This window comes from Membranihabitans marinus, assembly GCF_021729155.1.
GTDB lineage: Bacteria > Bacteroidota > Bacteroidia > Chitinophagales > Saprospiraceae > Membranihabitans > Membranihabitans marinus.
In genome coordinates this window covers 1-18,008 of record NZ_JAJQYA010000033.1, presented here as the reverse complement: position 1 = coordinate 18,008, position 18,008 = coordinate 1, and the positions used below count along the sequence as shown (strand labels likewise).

Annotated in this window: 14 protein-coding genes; 6 read left to right on the top strand and 8 right to left on the bottom strand. The window is 37.9% G+C overall.

Features of this window, described 5'->3' with window-relative positions; genetic code table 11:
* Positions 1-24: 24 nt before the first annotated feature.
* Genes LVD51_RS16395 through LVD51_RS16385 form a run of 3 tightly spaced genes read right to left on the bottom strand, consistent with a single transcriptional unit; the run spans position 25 to position 3,930 of the window.
* Entirely contained in the window at positions 25-2,553 is a 2,529-nt protein-coding gene (locus LVD51_RS16395; protein ID WP_236972445.1) for a transglycosylase domain-containing protein, read from the bottom strand.
* Positions 2,546-3,619: a 3-dehydroquinate synthase gene (gene aroB, locus LVD51_RS16390; RefSeq protein ID WP_236972444.1), complete on the bottom strand. Its 1,074-nt coding sequence runs from the start codon at positions 3,617-3,619 to the stop codon at positions 2,546-2,548. Before aroB ends, LVD51_RS16395 begins: the two co-directional genes overlap by 8 nt.
* 20 nt (positions 3,620-3,639) lie before the next feature.
* Positions 3,640-3,930 carry a putative quinol monooxygenase gene (locus LVD51_RS16385; RefSeq protein ID WP_236972443.1) on the bottom strand — a complete coding sequence of 97 codons (291 nt, stop codon included), beginning with the start codon at positions 3,928-3,930 and terminating at the stop codon, positions 3,640-3,642.
* A 637-nt stretch (positions 3,931-4,567) separates the two neighbouring features.
* Between LVD51_RS16385 and LVD51_RS16380 the strand changes: the two genes are divergently transcribed.
* Positions 4,568-5,587 carry a PhoH family protein gene (locus LVD51_RS16380; protein WP_236972442.1) on the top strand — a complete coding sequence of 340 codons (1,020 nt, stop codon included), beginning with the start codon at positions 4,568-4,570 and terminating at the stop codon, positions 5,585-5,587.
* Positions 5,588-5,694: 107 nt separating this feature from the next.
* Positions 5,695-6,957, top strand: a complete 1,263-nt coding sequence (locus LVD51_RS16375; RefSeq protein ID WP_236972441.1) for a 3-phosphoshikimate 1-carboxyvinyltransferase — start codon at positions 5,695-5,697, stop codon at positions 6,955-6,957.
* 630 nt (positions 6,958-7,587) lie between these two features.
* Here the strand turns inward: LVD51_RS16375 and LVD51_RS16370 are convergent.
* The gene (locus LVD51_RS16370) at positions 7,588-9,417 is read right to left on the bottom strand and encodes a M12 family metallo-peptidase (RefSeq protein WP_236972440.1); all 1,830 of its coding nucleotides are present in this window, start codon (positions 9,415-9,417) and stop codon (positions 7,588-7,590) included.
* A gap of 69 nt (positions 9,418-9,486) precedes the next feature.
* Positions 9,487-10,920 carry an OmpA family protein gene (locus LVD51_RS16365; protein ID WP_236972439.1) on the bottom strand — a complete coding sequence of 478 codons (1,434 nt, stop codon included), beginning with the start codon at positions 10,918-10,920 and terminating at the stop codon, positions 9,487-9,489.
* A 13-nt stretch (positions 10,921-10,933) separates the two neighbouring features.
* Between LVD51_RS16365 and LVD51_RS16360 the strand changes: the two genes are divergently transcribed.
* Positions 10,934-11,584: a hypothetical protein gene (locus LVD51_RS16360; RefSeq protein ID WP_236972438.1), complete on the top strand. Its 651-nt coding sequence runs from the start codon at positions 10,934-10,936 to the stop codon at positions 11,582-11,584.
* A complete protein-coding gene (locus LVD51_RS16355; protein WP_236972437.1) occupies positions 11,581-12,513 on the top strand; it encodes a Ppx/GppA phosphatase family protein in 933 nt (310 codons plus the stop codon). Before LVD51_RS16360 ends, LVD51_RS16355 begins: the two co-directional genes overlap by 4 nt.
* 264 nt (positions 12,514-12,777) lie before the next feature.
* On the opposite strand, the gene LVD51_RS16350 is transcribed toward LVD51_RS16355, so the two are convergent.
* From LVD51_RS16350 to recG, 3 genes are all read right to left on the bottom strand, one after another.
* Positions 12,778-13,725 (bottom strand): D-2-hydroxyacid dehydrogenase, encoded by a 948-nt coding sequence (locus LVD51_RS16350; protein WP_236972436.1) that lies wholly within the window; start codon positions 13,723-13,725, stop codon positions 12,778-12,780.
* 52 nt (positions 13,726-13,777) lie between these two features.
* Positions 13,778-14,071, bottom strand: a complete 294-nt coding sequence (locus LVD51_RS16345; protein WP_236972435.1) for a hypothetical protein — start codon at positions 14,069-14,071, stop codon at positions 13,778-13,780.
* A gap of 137 nt (positions 14,072-14,208) precedes the next feature.
* Complete coding sequence (gene recG, locus LVD51_RS16340) at positions 14,209-16,326, bottom strand: ATP-dependent DNA helicase RecG (RefSeq protein WP_236972434.1); 2,118 nt, start codon at positions 16,324-16,326, stop codon at positions 14,209-14,211.
* A 277-nt stretch (positions 16,327-16,603) separates the two neighbouring features.
* On the opposite strand from recG, the gene LVD51_RS20045 reads away from it, so the two are divergent.
* Together LVD51_RS20045 and LVD51_RS16335 are read left to right on the top strand one after the other, a co-directional pair.
* A complete protein-coding gene (locus LVD51_RS20045) occupies positions 16,604-16,735 on the top strand; it encodes a hypothetical protein (RefSeq protein ID WP_262912798.1) in 132 nt (43 codons plus the stop codon).
* A gap of 238 nt (positions 16,736-16,973) precedes the next feature.
* Positions 16,974-17,651: a hypothetical protein gene (locus LVD51_RS16335; protein WP_236972433.1), complete on the top strand. Its 678-nt coding sequence runs from the start codon at positions 16,974-16,976 to the stop codon at positions 17,649-17,651.
* Positions 17,652-18,008: the final 357 nt, after the last annotated feature.

The window sequence follows — 18,008 nt, the reverse complement described above, 5'->3', positions numbered from 1 at the left end:
CAGGTGGATTTTTATCCTTCGATATTAGCCTTCAAAAAATTCTTCCTCAATAGGACTGTCTTCCGGATGATCTAGATTCTTCTCTTGCTGCTCGTAGAGTTCACAATCAATATTTATATCCAATTCACCGGGTGGTTTAAAGAATTGAGCTTGAGTATCAAAATTTAATTCAGGATCATTTTCAACGTTCTTTAAAAACTCAGAAAATATAGGTCTAGCCAAAACAGAGCCCTGTCCCATGGCCAACGATCTAAATCTTATCCATCGATCCTCTCCACCTACCCATACTCCAGTGACTAGATTGGGAGTAATTCCCATATACCATCCATCGGTTTGATTTTGGGTTGTACCAGTTTTACCACCGTTCACGGTTTTCAACTGGTTGATTCCAGGTCTTCCTCTCGCTACATTTTTGAGCATATCCACCATCACGTAATTGGCGTCGGGTTGAAGAGCTTGTTGTTCTTCGGTAATTGATTTGTAAATAACCTTGCCGTTTTCATCGGTTATCATTCTGATAAAAGTCGGTGTTACATAATTTCCATTATTGGCAAAAGTGGTATAAGCACCTGTCATCTGCATCAATGACAAATCCGGAACCCCAAGGCATATCGATGGTTCATTGGGCAAGTAAGAAGGGTCTATTCCCATATTGGAAACCAGTTTAATCACAGGAGCCACATCGCGCAATTCTTTGATGAGGTATACGCTGATAGAGTTTTTGGATTCTCTCAGTCCCTGATATAGGGTTATGGGTTCATAAAGATATTCCCCATTGGCATTTTTAGGTGTCCATTCTTTGATCAAGTTAAAATTGCTTTCCCCTGGAACAATGGTATAGGGGATGTCCTGGACTTTGGTACAAGGCGATATCCCTTGAATGGCTATCGAGGTAGAATAAATAAAAGGTTTAAAAGTCGATCCCACTTGACGACGAGTGTAAATATGATCTTGCTGAAAATATTTAAAATTCGCACCACCAACCCAAGCTTTTACATATCCCGTACCCGGCTCAATAGCCAGAACCCCAGCTTGGAGGATCATCCGATGATACCGAATAGAGTCCATAGGAGACATTATAGTATCTACATGATGGTCTTCGTTATAGGCAAAAACAGACATTTCAATGGGAGTATTAAAGACCTTATCGGCCTTTTTATTGAAACTTTCCCATTTCTCCTTTACCAATTGAAATTCTTTACTTTTGGCCACCTTCAACAAATACTTTGCCCTATCCTCACTGATGACTTTCTCATCGATCAATGCCTGAAAATATTCGTCTCCCTCTGCAGCACTAGTCAGCACTACCATAGTATATGGAGTAAATTCTACATTGCCGTACACCGATTCGATTTCGCTAATATATGGATCAAATTCTGCGGCCTTCATGGCTTTGTATCGAGATGATTCCATTTTTAAATTGTCCAATTGACGGTATTTCAACTTTACGTATTCCTTATCCGTCCCATAAGACCAAGGGGTCGCTCCATAACCCCAGTGCTTGAACAACTTGGGTTGAAGGTTTTTCAAATGCCATTCCACAGCATTCTCAGCATGCATTTGCATTCTGCGATCCAAAGTGGTATAAATTTTCAAACCATCTTTTTCCAAATGCCATTTACTGCCATCGGGTTTAAGATATGCTTTTTCAGAAAGTATCTTATTGACGTGTTTTTTGAGCTCCATTCTAAAATAAGGGGCTGGTCCTTTATCGTGGGCCGTCCGACTAAATTCTGTCATATCGATGGGCAGTCCCTTCAAAGAATCTAGGGTAGCCTTATCTATATGGTCATGTTTTTCCATTTGGCCGAGGACTACATTTCGTCTGCTAATGGCTTTTTCAGGCGAAATGCGGGGATTGTATTGAGTAGGATTTTTAAGCATACCCACCAAAGTAGCAGCCTCATTGAGCGTCAGCGAAGATGGAGATGTATTGAAATAGGTTTCCGAAGCTGCTCGAATACCGTGAGAATCGTACAAGAAATCAAACTCATTCAAATACATGGTAATAATCTCTTCCTTGGTATAGCTGCGCTCCAATTTCACTGCGGTTATCCACTCTTTCAGTTTTTGTGGTGCTCTTTGAAATATGCTGCCTGCGGGCTTCTCAGTATACAAGAGTTTGGCCAATTGCTGGGTAATAGTACTTCCCCCACCAGAATTTTTCTGCCCCAAGATCAGACTTTTCACTGCCACTCGGACCAAGGCCATAAAATCGATACCTGAATGACCGTAATATCGTTCATCTTCAGTCGATATCAAAGCATTGATGACATTCGGAGAAATCTCTTCATAGGTTATGGGTACCCGATTTTCGATAAAAAAACGTCCCATCTCGGTATTGTCACTGAAGTATACTTCGGTAGCAATATCATCGGTAGGATTTTCTAAATCGTCAAATGTTGGCAGCTTTTGTAGGCTAAATATAAATATGATGAAAAAGGCGGCCAAGAAGCCCCCGAAAATAGCCATCCACAACCCTCGAACCAAGGTCTTTTTCCACTTTTTTTCAGCAGTTGGTTCTGAAGATAAATTACTTTCCTTATCAGACATTTTTTAAATCAAATTGTTCTTCTAAATAATTCAGTCCTGCATTGATTTCCTCAAGACTTATTTCTTGATTAATCGCATATTGACCTATACTGTTCAACAAGGTACATAAAATCTTGTTGCCTTCGTTTTTCTTATCCCCTTTTACAAGGTTATATATTAAATCTCTATTTTCAATATCAAATTCAAAGTCGACAAAAGTAGACAAAGATGTAGTAATATCTGCCAACTCTTCTTCTTTCAACAAGCCTTTGGTAAATGCAATATAACTTTCGGCTATCATACCCAACAATACCGCTTCTCCGTGGAGCAAGGTAGCATCGGTATCCAAAGCGATACTCTCAATAGCATGTCCAATGGTATGACCAAAATTCAAGGCTTTTCGCGGACCTTTTTCCAAAGGATCTATTTCCACTATTCTTTTCTTGATCAATAAAGACTTCTCCAAGAAAGAAATCCAATCCGTAGATCGAATATCACCGTTGATTTTTATCTCCTCCCACATCGGTTTGTCCGCTATCAAAGCGTGCTTGAGGGCCTCAGCGTATCCACTCTTCAACTGTCTATCAGACAATGTCTTGTAAAAACCTGGATAAATAAATACCGCACTTGGATTTTTGAATACACCCAAGGCATTCTTCAATCCTAAAAAGTCTATACCTACTTTGCCTCCAATACTGGCATCCAACTGACTCAACAAAGTAGTGGGTACCTGAATAAATTTAATTCCTCTCTTATAGGTACTGGCTACAAAACCACCTAAATCTCCTACTACTCCTCCACCCAAGTTAATAAGCAATGAGTTTCGATCTGCTTGATGATGAAACAATTCGTTCCACACATGTTGACAAGTATCTATGGTTTTAAAGTGTTCGCCAGCCTGAATCTCAATTATGGCGTCGGGTTCTAGTCGACTGAGGGCCAAAAATTCAGGTAAACAATACTCTCTAGTCATAGCGTCTACCAGTACAAAATATTTACTCACGGAATTGAAATCGACTACGTTTTGTAGTCCAGCCCACATGTTTCCTATCGAAACACTGTAATCCTGCAATGCAATCTGCTTCATCAACTATTGTTTTAAAAATTTTAGTGGATAGCTTCTAAACTTTTCGCTATCGGCTTTTTAATAAAATTGGGTTTTATCCGTTCCCACATCGATCTAAATACGGTTCCCTTGCGATACTTGTCCAGACTGGCTTCATCCCTCCATACACTCAGGGTTGCCATTTCTCCATTTGACCCAAGTACCCGATATAAATGAACGTCAAAACAGCCGTCCTGTTGTAACAATTCGGGTTTATATTTCTCAAATGCTTTCTCAAATTCTTCAAGGTAGTCTTCAGAGAAATACAAATGTACGACACGAACTATACTCATCAAACAAAACTACTATATTCTATTTACTATCCGACAACTTTCTGTTTGATAATTTTGGAATATATCCATATACATTCTCCAGCTATTCTGTCATGACATATTATATATTATATAGATAAAATTTTTATATGAATTTCAGAATCAAAAAATAGTATTGACCCCACATTCATATACATTATATTTTCACACCATCAGCGATAGGGATATATGAATTTTGTCAATAGTAAATATTATAATTTCTCAAACAACAATAAGAGAAAAATTTACTGAATTTATGAACTCTTCCAATGATATACACTATGACTCGATGTAGGTATTGTTCACCACCATGTATACCCCTATTTAGGATTTTCTCATAATCCCCCAACAAGTTTTCTCCTTATTGTACTTAAATATTGACGAGGTCTTCTGGTCACAAAAAAATTAATAATAAAATAAGAAAGGCATTAAAATTAGCCTACAAAGTAATGACCTTCATCAACTTCCTCAATAAAATAAGCATCAATTTACCTATATTTGCATAGTGAAAAGAAGCTATTGATTTAGTATTTAATTATTTGATAAACATTAGTTTCACAATTTCATTGTATATTGAAGAAGTAATACAATTATAATTTAAACATCAAAAATTTATCATTTGAGTGAAATCGTTTTAACTATAGATGGTGTTGATTTACGCGAATTATATGGCGAAAGAAATATACACCTCAATATAGTAAAGGATGCTTATCCGGAGCTACAGATTGTTTCGAGAGGAAATTATTTGAAAATCAATGGCGACAAAAAATCCAGCCAAAGTGCCAAGGCCAATCTAGAAACCATGGTGAGGTTTTTAAAGAACAATAAGAGATTGGACAATCACACTGTAAAAGATGTTGTAAACGGCGAAAATGTTTTTATCGAAAACGATACCAATGGCAATCCTAAAACCGTCATAGTACACGGACGGAGTGGAAAGGTGATCAAAGCCCGCACAAGGAACCAAAAACGCATGGTAGAATCCATTGACGAAAACGATGTGGTTTTTGCCATTGGTCCAGCAGGAACAGGAAAAACCTATACCGCAGTGGCTCTCGCAGTGCGTGCATTGAAGCACAAAACCATTAAAAAAATAATTCTTACAAGGCCGGCAGTAGAAGCTGGAGAAAATCTAGGATTTCTCCCTGGCGATCTCAAAGACAAAGTAGATCCATACCTGCGTCCACTATACGATGCATTGGACGATATGATACCAGCCGAGAAACTCAACCTCCTCATGGAATCGAGAATCATAGAGATCGCTCCCCTAGCCTATATGAGAGGACGAACCCTCGACAATGCCTTCATTATATTGGATGAAGCACAAAACTGTACCCTGCCTCAGATTAAGATGTTTCTTACTCGACTAGGGCCATCTGCCAAATGTATGATTACCGGTGATATGTCTCAGGTAGACCTACCTCGAAGTCAAAAATCGGGTTTGGTTAAAGCCGTTGAAATACTAGAACCTATCAGTGGCATCGATTTTATTAAACTCGATGAACAAGATGTGGTCAGACACAGGTTGGTCAAAGAAATCATCAAGGCTTTTAGGATCGAAGAAGAACAGTTTTTACCGAATAAATTTAAAGACAAACCTAACTCTAGATATTCAAAGGAGGTTAAGGAGGAAGAATAAAAAATAATTACCTTTGGGCATTGATTGAAAAGAGATATTACTCGACATTAAAGAGTCCGTAATATCTCTTTCTTTTAAATACCAATTGACCAATAAGAAAAAACAATATGGATAACAGAACGATTAAGATTTCAAGAAAGAATAATAGTCCTATTTCAGCTACCATCTCATTAGATGGATCCAAGAGTATAAGCAACCGAGTATTGATTATTCAGGCATTGACTGAAAAAAAATTTGATATCCACCACCTTTCGACCAGCAACGATACTGTAGCCTTATCCAATATTTTGCAATCAGAAGGTGATGTATACGATGTAGGTGCTGCTGGAACTACATTTCGATTCTTAACCGCATTTTTATCCATTCAAAATAAGACTTGTGTTCTCACCGGATCGGATCGAATGAAAAAACGTCCTATTGGTGGATTAGTGGAACCATTGAGAGCATTGGGAGCCAACATTACCTACCTGGAAAATGAAGGCTATCCACCATTAAAGTTTCAACCGGCCAATACCGACAAGACCAATCGATTGAAGGTAAATAGTCAGATCAGTTCACAATTTATCACTGCCTTATTATTGATCGCTCCCAGTCTTCCTGAAGGTTTGATATTGGAGTTGGAAGGGGACATTGTTTCAAGGTCTTATATCGAATTGACCTTGGATATAATGAAACAATTTGGCATTCAATATACTTGGGAGGGACAGGTAATCACCGTTCCTGCTCAGCCCTATATAGCCAAAGACTTCACGGTTGAATCGGATTGGTCCGCCGCATCTTACTATTATTCTTTAGTGGCACTGTCCAAAACGGCAAATTTGGAACTCAAGGGATTGTTTGAAAATAGTTTTCAAGGTGATGCTATCGCATCTGAACTTTATAAATCATTTGGAGTAAAGACGGCGTTTAACGAATCGGGCATAGTGATTGCCAAAGAATCGGAAGTAGAATCTACCTTTGAACACGACTTTATCCTCTGCCCCGATATTGCACAAACCCTTGCTGTTACCTGTGCGGGTTTGGGTGTTGAAGGATTGTTTACTGGGTTGCAAACATTGAGTATCAAAGAGACAGACCGAATCACCGCCCTGCGCAATGAATTGGGGAAAATGGATGTTTCCTTTGTCAAACTGCCTCCAAAATTTAGCCCTCAAACCGGCAAAGAATATTTCTTAGTCAGTGGTCAGGTTCAATTCCCTGAGACAATTACCTTCCCTACCTATGAAGATCACCGTATGGCCATGGCATTTGCCCCATTAGCCTTACTACATCCCATCCAAGTGGAAGAACCTTTAGTGGTTAGAAAATCATACCCTGAATTTTGGAAGGATTTTGAAAAACTAGAATTTGAGATAGCCACAGTAGACTAGGATTGCACTTACTATTCAATGCATTGGTGTCCATTATTTTTATTTCGCTATTGCTATTGTCGTATAATGGCAAATGAAGATTATATTGGTCGAATAAAGTTGTTCTTGGACAACTTTATTCGGTCATCCCTTTACTCCGACTTGATTGTTCCGTAAAATGTAGGGATTCCACCTTCATTTATTATGTCGTCCCTTTAGGACTTCTTTTCTTGAAACCATTCAATTCATAGGGATGTACTCTATGCTATTAGACTACGCCCTTTCAGGGCTTTTTTATTTTCTATTAAGAATTCCAAATGTCCTTAATATGACCGAGCATGACTGAATGAAGTGGCTCAATTTCATAATATATCCATACTATATTCAGTCGTGTCTATACCTAAATAAATGCATAATAACCGACAATTATATTTGCCATTGGCATCACTATCCATCACCATAGGTTAGTTTATACGAATTACATTTATAATTAACGGTAATCTTTCGATTTATTAGAAGTTTTACTTTGTTTAAAATACTCGCCGTAGCTACGGCTATGCCTGTGTTTTTAGCCTCGTCAAACTTCAAATACTCTCGAAATCTTTTCCGTCATTATAAAATGTAATTCGTATTTTATTCCACTGGACAATACTAGATCTGAACTCTTAATGTCAACCATTCTCCATGGGTATATAGATAAATAAAATACATTGGTGGGAAATCCTCATTCATTTCATAAATCACTTGGTCACTGGCCTCATTTTTTTCATAAATGATTTGCCCTTTGGCATTGGTGATACCTACATATTCAATAGTATCATTCGCCAATATCAGTAATTTATTGACATCTATTGATTGGACATAGGCAGCTGCACCATTCTTACTCATATAGTTTCGAGTTGTGGAACTAAGGTTATTGCAGTGGTTATTGGAAACAATTATTGTATTGGAAACCGTATTCCCCAAGTTATCCCAAACCTGTACTCTAAGCAAAAACCAAGGCGGCATATGATGGCTGTCGATTATTAGATTACCTACATCATTGGCGTAAAGTTGAAAATCCTGACCATTATTACTGAAGGTCCACTCTACCCTATCAATTCTGTGATGTGACATATAATTGGGACTGATCTGATAATTTACAATATTATCATTTAAGGTCGGCTTCACAAATATCCTGGGCAGGGTCAGCTCAATGCTTCTAGACACTTGAACCCGCTTGGAAGTTGTTTCATAACGATGTGCCACAGACACGGCATTTTCGGTCAATTGTAAAGTCATATCCTCTAGGCCAAATCTTCCCTGAGCCTTTCCAAAACTGCGATGTGTCTTTCTAGGATTGGAATATTCCAATTGTCGTTCTTTATTGTTGGTTGCCATTACGGAATACCACTGCTTATTACGAGACTCAAATCCATAACCACGTCCTAAGCCCTCTTCATATATACAATCCTCACTGCCAGAATCAATACAGTGTTCATGTTTTCCGCCGAACAAATGCCCTATTTCGTGAATACCTGTAAATATCCCTGTACTGGTGGCATAGTCCCATGAAACTATGGCTATTCCACTTTCATAAGATGCAACTCCTCTAAAAAATGGAAACTCCGTACCGTAATTGGGTGATAAAAACACCAGTAAATCAGCTTTATATTGATCTTTCAATCGACCGACTTCATCGTTTTCCTCCAAATAACTCAGATCGGATGGTCCATAATCTGGACAGAGCAATACACCTAAGGTTTTATATGGCAAATAAGCAGTACCTGCCATGGTATAATCGATACTATTGACAGATATCCCACTGAGATCTCGAGCCATTCGCAAATAATCGATAATTTGCATTGACTTGGCTTTAATTTCAGATTTGGACTTCTTGGATTCCAATTCAAACCCATACAAGAACAAGATTGACGTATTGGAATGATTCTGAGGTAAATCATTATCGGGTTCTGACAAAACTGAGGGTTTGAATATGGGGATATCTTTATCAATTCGATCTTGAAATGGTACAGAACCCAATTCCCGATACAATCGCGTCAAAACAACCAATCCTTTTTTCACAAAATGAATATCAAAATTACCTTCAGGAAGTTGGACCCCACCATTGTACCTACCGTCTACTACAGAGAGATAGAGTGATGATCCGTCATCGGCGCTGCGTGCTGACATACTAAACCGGAGTTTGGATTCAAACCGAAAATGTTTGATTTCCAAGGATATAATTTCTCCCTCAGGAGAAACAATTTTCAACCATCCTTCATCGATGCAATTCCCCAATTCGTCCACTGAATAAGCCATAGCACTGTCGTACATTGCTTCAAATGGCAGGTTCTGTCGCACGGAGTCCATAAGATGTGGTTGAAGTTCGGCCTCTGATGGACGAATAAAAGGACGAGATTCAATAATTGTACTGAGACAAGAAAGGTAGACTATGAATAGATATTTGAACCATGTGATATTCTGGGAGATATAATTCATAGATTTAATAAATACAGTATTGATCTCAGAATAAATAAAGTAAAAACAATTCTTGGAAACAATACTAAATTATCCCCCTAAATCCAATATTTTAATTTCTACTCTTTGGTTTTTCTTTCGACCATCGAGGGTTTTATTAGAAGCAATGGGGTATTTCTTTCCGTAACCCACAGCTCTTAACCTATGGTGAGAAATCCCATTTTTAATCAGATACTCGGCTACTGCCATGGCGCGTTCTGAACTCAATTTAATACAGCTATCCCAATCTGGAATACCATTGGTATGGCCACCGATCTCTACCTTAAGCGAAGGATAATCCTCCAAAAACTTCAACAATTTACTCAATACAGCTGAGTCTTCATCACTCAAGAAACTGCTATTGGCTTTAAACTGTAAATGGTCTAATTGGATAATATCTCCGGGCTTCAAAACCTTTTTATCTTCTTTTCTCGAGAAGCCGTAATTACTTACCACTACTTCGGTTTTATTGTAAGCCATTGGAGGCGGATCGTATCCTTCCTTGGGTTGGATTTTTGTGACTACTCGTTTGGGTTCACCGATATGGATAACGGTAGAATCCGTATCGGTTCCTGCTTCATTGGACCCGATAAGTTTTATTTCATTCTTTCCTTCACTTAAAATTACCAAGGCAGAAAAACCACCAGTCTTCTCATTGAAGGTATAATTCTTAATATATAAATCATTGACAGCTAAGTAGATCTTATGCCGATTATGAACATTCTCTACTTTTCCATTAATTCTATAAACTCTTCTTTCGACATCGATCTTCTCGGCGGGATCAACGATGGTAGCCAATGGCAGCTCTACATTGTCCTCTGTAACCAAAGTATCGCTACATTTATCCAAAAGGGTGATATCGGAGAGGTCATCGACTAAGATATTCCCATTGTAGGGAAACAAGACTGGTGTTTTGTAATATGCTTCGAGGAACAATACTGAGTAATCACCAGCTTTGGGGCTGAGTTTTACGTATTGTTTCATCCATTCCATATTATTGACCAACTCTGTTTCTCCTATTAACTCCTTTTTACTGCACATATCATATCCCCCCCAAATACGCATCTTAATCGGTGAAATAAAATTTTTGGTGCCTTCTTCCAATTTATCGCTGACCGCGCTGTAATAGACAGAACTTTTACAGATAAACATGGAGATTTGATAACAGCTTCCCGCTCTCAGTTTATGGGACAGCTTTTGAGCCACTGTTTCGTAGGTTTCATTATCTCGAGCGACCATGCCCAAATAGGTATTGCCATCCATGGCAGGCCAGAAAACACCAAATGCTCCTGAGGGTTGAACATCTGGAGGGGTCTCTCCTACGAATCCGCAATCCGTCCATCCCTGAGGAGGAGTATTGGCTTTCGGATAATCTTCAAAAGACGGATTGTCCAATTGAATCCTCTCTTGTCCTACAACAAAAAGTGGAGACAAAAACAATATAACAAGAAAATAACCGATCTTTAATTTAAGTTTTATGTCCATATTAATTAGCCAAATGCAACCAACGAAAACTTTAACCCTAAGTGATATTCCCGTAAAAATAAAAATTTACTTTAGAATTTATGTGCTAATATCTATACTATCACTCTATTTTATCGATAGCAGCATTTGTCAAAATAACGTTTTTTCTGGTCAAATTATTATTGAAACCAATTTTTCCCAGATTAAAGGAGACCAACTTGCTGGTTATCACAAAGTAGGATTAGGAGGTGGATTAGGAGTAAGTTATCGAATACACCGTCGATGGGACTTAAATATCAACCTATTATACCGCAATATTGGATCTAGAAATTCTATTTTTTTTAAAAAACAAGTCTCAATCTCACACAATATCGCACAAATACCTATATCTATTTCTTATCTTACTTGGTGGGACAATGGTTTAGCCAAATTTCAATTTGATTTTGGAATTGTCCCCGGTCGGATACTTGAAAGTAAAATTAAGTACAATAATTTTCTACCCTACGTAGAAAAAGTCAAAAAAAATGATTTAAGTTTATTTACAGGATTTGGATTGTGGATGAATAGAAACCATGGAATATTTGCAACCTATACTCGGTCTATGACGAATTTCTTAGAAGTCCCAGACGAATCCATTGCATTAAAAACCTATTTTTTAAGTCTACAATATCATTACAGATTTTGAAGAAAAACATAGCCATAATCGATCTTGGGTCCAATACCTTTCACCTATTAATTGCCACAATAGATGAAAGTCAAACAACTATCTTACACAAGCGAAGAAAGTACGTCTTTTTGGCCCAAACAGGCATCAATACTATAGCCGAAGAAGCCCTCCATAGGGGGTTGGAAGCACTGGCCGAGTTTAAAGCTTTAATTACAGAATTCGGTGTAGATGAAGTCAAAGCGATTGGGACTGCCGCCTTGAGAAGTGGGGTCAATGCCCAAACTTTTATTGGAGAAGTAAAAAATCGATTTCAATTTGATATCGAGATCATCGATGGAGATCGCGAAGCGAGTCTTATCCAAAAAGGTATAGCAATGGCTTGTCCTCAGGCAAGCGAACACGCCCTGATGATGGATATTGGCGGTGGCAGTATTGAATTTATCTTAACTCGCGAAGGGAATACGGTATATCAAGAGAGTATTGCCATCGGATTGGGAATCCTCAACAATGAAATACCACTTTCAGATCCGGCTAATTTTCAGGAAATTCAACAGATTAAGAGTCGGTTGAACAAAAGCTGTCATCGACTGATTGTACAATTGAAAAAACACCAACCCAAGAAAATGGTAGGCGCTGCTGGTAGTTTCGAATTAATTGCCGAAGCATTGGGCTCTAATATCGATTCCGATGACAAATGTTCCATAGCTCAGTTGGAAGATATGTACCGCTTTATTCGACCATTGATATTTTCTACCTATGAGGAGAGAATGAAAAACGAATTTATCCCCCAAAAGAGGGTGAACTTAGCCGTATATGCCTTTGTAGTAATTGAATGGATATTAGACATAGGAAACTTTGATGAGATATACATTTCCAAATATTCGCTTAAAGAGGGAGCTTTAAAAGAATACCGCGATCATTGGTTGGCTTCTCTTCGCACACCGTAATCCTTTGATACCTCAGCGAAGATTTAATACTATATCCACATCTTTGATAATATAAATCGGTAAAATTTCACCTATACATGGAAAGAAAAAGCCGAGTAAAACCCAAAAGTTTTACTCGGCAATATTATTCTCGCGTAATCTAAAAACGATTACTCATTTCCCTTATAATACCAATTTCGTTTTATGATGTCGGTTTAGATTTTGAAAGTATTTGAAATATGACCGACAATTATAAACCTATTTGGTATAAAAACCGTCTGAATATTAACCTAAAATCTCAATGATTTTCTCGGCCAATTCAATACCTATATTAGCTTGTGCCTGACTGGTAGCCGCACCAATATGTGGAGAAGTAGAGATTCGTGGATGAGTCAACAAATCGGTTCGGGGAGTAGGCTCACCTACAAAAACATCCAAACCTGCACCCAATACTTTACCCGATTCCAAACCTGCCAACAAAGCATCTTCATCAATCACTCCACCTCTAGAAGCATTGACCAAGACTACTCCGTCCTTCGCTTTAGCAATCTCTTCTGCTTTGATGATAACACCTCCTGGTACATGTAAAGAAATAACATCTGATTGAGCTAGCAATTCGTCCAAAGAAATGGTTTTAATCGTCGCTTGAGCACTGGTTCCAAATGCAGGATGTAATGCAACATCTAAGGTTACTGAATCCACCATAGGATCACTTCCCACTACATTCATTCCCAAAGCCAAACCAATTTTTGCCGTTTCTTGACCAATACGTCCCAACCCTATGACACCTAGGGTTTTTCCTCTTAGTTCAAAACCACCTGCAAAGTCTTTTTTCAACTTTTTAAATTCTGTATTCCCTTTCGAAGGCATTTCAAGATGGGAATTATTTAAAAATCTTGCAATTGAAAAAATATGCCCAAAAACCAATTCTGCAACCGATAAAGAACTGGCAGCAGGGGTATTGATTACGGCAATTCCTTTGCTTTTCGCATATTCGACATCGATATTGTCCAATCCAACACCTCCTCTAGCAATCACTTTGAGATTGGGTGCTTGATCGATCAATTCCTTACGAATTTTTGTGGCACTTCGCACCGTAATCACATCAAATTGATTCAGCTGTTCTGCCAAATCTTCTTGAGCAATCTTTTCGAGTTGTAGTTCAAAACCTGCTTCTCGAAGCATTTTTTCACCTATGGCATCAATGCCATCGTTAGCCAAAATTTTAATCATTTTAGTTTCTATTTATAGATAAGAATTATTAAAATAAAAGATTTTTCACAGATCAATTCGAAGCATTTTTGCAGTCATCCAGTTGTTTCTGAAGATTTTCTGCTTCCAATCGGTAGAATTCAACATCCTTTTCCAATTTTTGGATTTTTTGATCTTTGTCATTCAGAGGCGGACTGGCCGAATCAGTCACTATTTCGGTGGTCTCCGTCTTCTCAAAAATGCCTTTGATAAATTTTATAGGATCCTTGCCATTTACGTAGGACGCTACAAAAAAGGCGATGGGTGTGATGATAAGGAGTACAATAAATAATTTTGCACATCCTGTAGCTCTATATCGTTTTGCCATTCATTTGCAAGTTTGATAATAATTCACAAATTACGAATTTCAACTCAGTTTTCATTTATAATCATCCAATTACTTCAAAATTTACTTGGCTGAATATCACAAAACCTCCATTCACATTGTCCAAAAAAGCCAAAAACCTAGCTTATACGTGCCCACAAAGCAGCATTGCCGTGGCGCTCCTCCAAGTATTTTCTAAGACCTTTATTTTCAGGTGCCAACAATTCGGGGTCTTGTTCCAAAATCTCCTGAGCGACTTCTCTCGATGCTTTCAAAATATTTTTATGCTCTATCAAGTCCGCCTTTTTAAAGACCAATTTTCCACTTTGCTCCTTACCCTGAATATTTCCTGGACCTCTCAGCGCCAAGTCAACCTCTGCGATTTCAAATCCGTCGTTGGTGCGGACCATGGTATCCAATCTCAACTTGGCCTCCTCACTTAATTTATTCCCCGTCATTAAAATGCAATAACTCTGAGCCGCTCCACGACCTACCCGTCCTCTGAGCTGATGCAATTGAGCCAATCCGAATCTATTGGCATTTTCTATGACCATCACCGAAGCATTGGGAACATTGACACCAACCTCTATCACCGTAGTCGACACCAGAACATGGGTTGTACCAGCAGCAAATCGCTGCATTTCAGCATCCTTCTCCTCGGGCTTCATTCTACCGTGTACCACTCCTATCTGATATTTGGGACGAGGCAAATAATTCAATAGTTTTTCATACCCATTATTTAAATCCTCCAAATCCATATTTTCAGACTCTTCTATCAGGGGATAGACCACATATACCTGCCTGCCTTCCGCTATCTGTACCTTCATAAATTTTATAATGTCTGGGCGATAAAACTCCGTCTTATGCATGGTTTTTATCTCCTTTCGGCCTGGTGGCAATTCATTGATTACACTGACATCCAAGTCACCATAAGTCGTCATATGAAGTGTTCTAGGAATTGGAGTAGCCGTCATTATCAATACATGAGGGGGCAGAGTCTTGCCTTTTGCCCACAACTTAGCCCGTTGTGCCACTCCAAATCGATGCTGTTCATCGATAATAGCCAACCCCAAATTGTCAAAAATAACTGGATCTTCGATAAGGGCATGAGTCCCTACGAGTAAATCGATACCTCCTAGTTTGAGCAATCGCAACAACTCTTTGCGCTGTTTGCCCTTCACCGTCCCGGTCAAGATCCCCACTTGAAATTTCATTTCTTTGGCCAGTTTTGAGATCGATTGAAAATGTTGTTGAGCCAAGATCTCAGTGGGAGCCATTAGACAAGATTGATACCCGCAATCTTTGGCCAACAAAGCCGTCATAAAGCCCACTATGGTTTTGCCACTTCCCACATCTCCCTGAAGCAAGCGATTCATTTGGACTCCAGAACCGAGGTCGCGTCTAATTTCTCGCAGTACTCTTTTTTGAGCATTGGTCAATTGAAATGGAAGGTGATTGTGATAAAAATCTAAAAACAAATCTCCCACTTTATCAAATACCAAACCTTTTAGATTTTTCTTTTTCACCAAATACTGCTTGATTAATCTCAGTTGTAAAAAGAAAAACTCTTCAAATATTATGCGATTCTCAGCTTTCTTTAATTCTAAGGCCGAGGACGGAAAGTGTATGTTTTGAATGGTTTCGAAAATCGGTAAAAATCTAAATTTCTCTATCATTTCAGAAGGCAGGTATTCATAAAAATCGTTTCGCGACAACGAACTAACCAAACTCCTCATAATCTTCATTCTACCTTTGGAATCCAATCCCCTCTTTGTCAATTTTTCTGTACTGCTATAGATAGGAATAAAACTCTTAAATGATTGTAGGTCTTTTGTCTTGGCCAGTTCCATTTCTGGATGAGCTATATTAAAACTATTGCGAAATTGATTGACCTTTCCGTGAACTACAAATTCTTGGCCCTTGATAAAATTTTTCTTTACCCAATCCAAACTCTTAAACCACACCAATTCTATCTGACCAGTATCATCGGTCAGCAATGCCGCCAATCGTTGCCCCCTACCAGATCCAATAATTCTATAATCCTGTAAAATCCCTCTAAGTTGAACCCATTCCTTATCCATCTTAATATCTCGAATATTAGTGATGGCCGTACGATCTTGATACCGAATAGGAAAATCGAGTAAAAGATCCTCAACGGTAGAACAGTTTATTTCCTTCTGTAATAAAACGGCCTTGGCTGGACCAATTCCCTTTACATACTCGATCTTTCTTTTTAAAAATGTATTTGGTAATAACAAATCAACACTTTTTTTTATATGGGGCAAAAATAACTATTATCCTCAACAATCAATTATATCGCCCCCCCTTACCATAACTCAAATCCTTTTTCTATGTGACCTCCCATATCTAAAATCTGAAACAGAAGCTTACCATTTATATGAGAATCCATGCCCAAACTTAAATAAATATTAAGATATTTGATATTTGAAAAGAACAATACCTCCAATTAATCCTCCGTTTTAAGACTTAATTTCAAATATAGTCCATTTAGAGGTAGACAAATAAAGTTAGACTATGCAAAATAAGCATTTGGGACTAGAATTAAAAAAACATATTCAACGCGTTCCCAACATCGATTTTGTATTAGATAACACTTTAGATGAAATGTATCGACTCAACAATCTATTCTACGAATTCCTACCTTAGTCTTGAATTTTGATGTAAATTTTCTTCTTGTCATAATTGTAAATTTAAGATGTTTTTTTTATCTTAATCTACTGTCTGTTTTTTGGGCATAAGATCAGTGATGAAAATAAATCGATTTCTGAAAGAACATTAAATTGTTCTCCGAGAAGCCTGTAAACTGTTTTAAGTAGGACCGTACATTCTACGGAGACCATTGAATTATTTACATCGATGGAATCTTATAAGCTTAATAACTAATATGAGAAAGGCTAATATCTTCTTATCGACAATTTCTGTGGGTTTAGTTATGGTTTTTATTGGTTGTGAAAAACCCCGAAATCCGGACCCTAATAATGAATTTAAAGGTAGTAGTGAAATATCTCTTTCATTGGATGGGAACCATAGATATTCACTAAATGACAATCCGTGTGACATTCTTCCAACGTCCAGTACTTTTATTGGAGACCATGAAACTAACCTTATAAAAGTTCCCATCTTTAGCAAGATGGGAGACCTCTCTCCAATGGTACTGAAGATATATGTAGAGAATTTGGATTATCCATATGAACAAGGACCTGATTACACTTCCTTACTAGATAAAATAGTTTTATTCCAAGATCAAATTAACAAAGGTAGTCAGGAAGTAAAATTAATCACTCGAGTAGCATATGAAGATAAAGTATATTCTAACTCCTGGGATCCGGAGTATAAAAAAGACAAGATGGAGTACCATTTTCTTCAAGACAGGACTGGTCTACAAGTTAACGAAGTCATAATAACTGAGGAAACACCGGATTGTCTGCCCCAGAGATATAAAGATAATCCGCTAATCCGGATGCAGGCTAACCTTAATGGGCCGATTGTAACCGAAGATTTGAAAGATACTGTAACTTTAACAGGTACGATTGATCTTTATCTGACTTCTTTAGGAATTTAGATTTCACGAATAAAAGTAAATCAAGACAGATCCATAGTTAGAGTTAGTGTCGGCCTAAGACCTCCTTCTAGAACCAAATCTTACTTTCCAAAAGTGGGAAATAGAATAATATTATTTTTAAACAAAGACTCAGTTAAATGAACGATCCCGTCCTGTAAGGACGAAGGAATTCTTTCCTATAGTAAAGAAACATCCATACCCTTTATTAGAATTTATGACTGATATGGATTGTATAAATAGAGATGAGCTTGGATTTGTCACACTTTTTGCAATCAGATATTATAAAAAGGTTGGTGATATTGTCAGTAGATAGTATGGTCAACTAATTCTCATTTGGCAAAAAGTCCGCCAAATCAA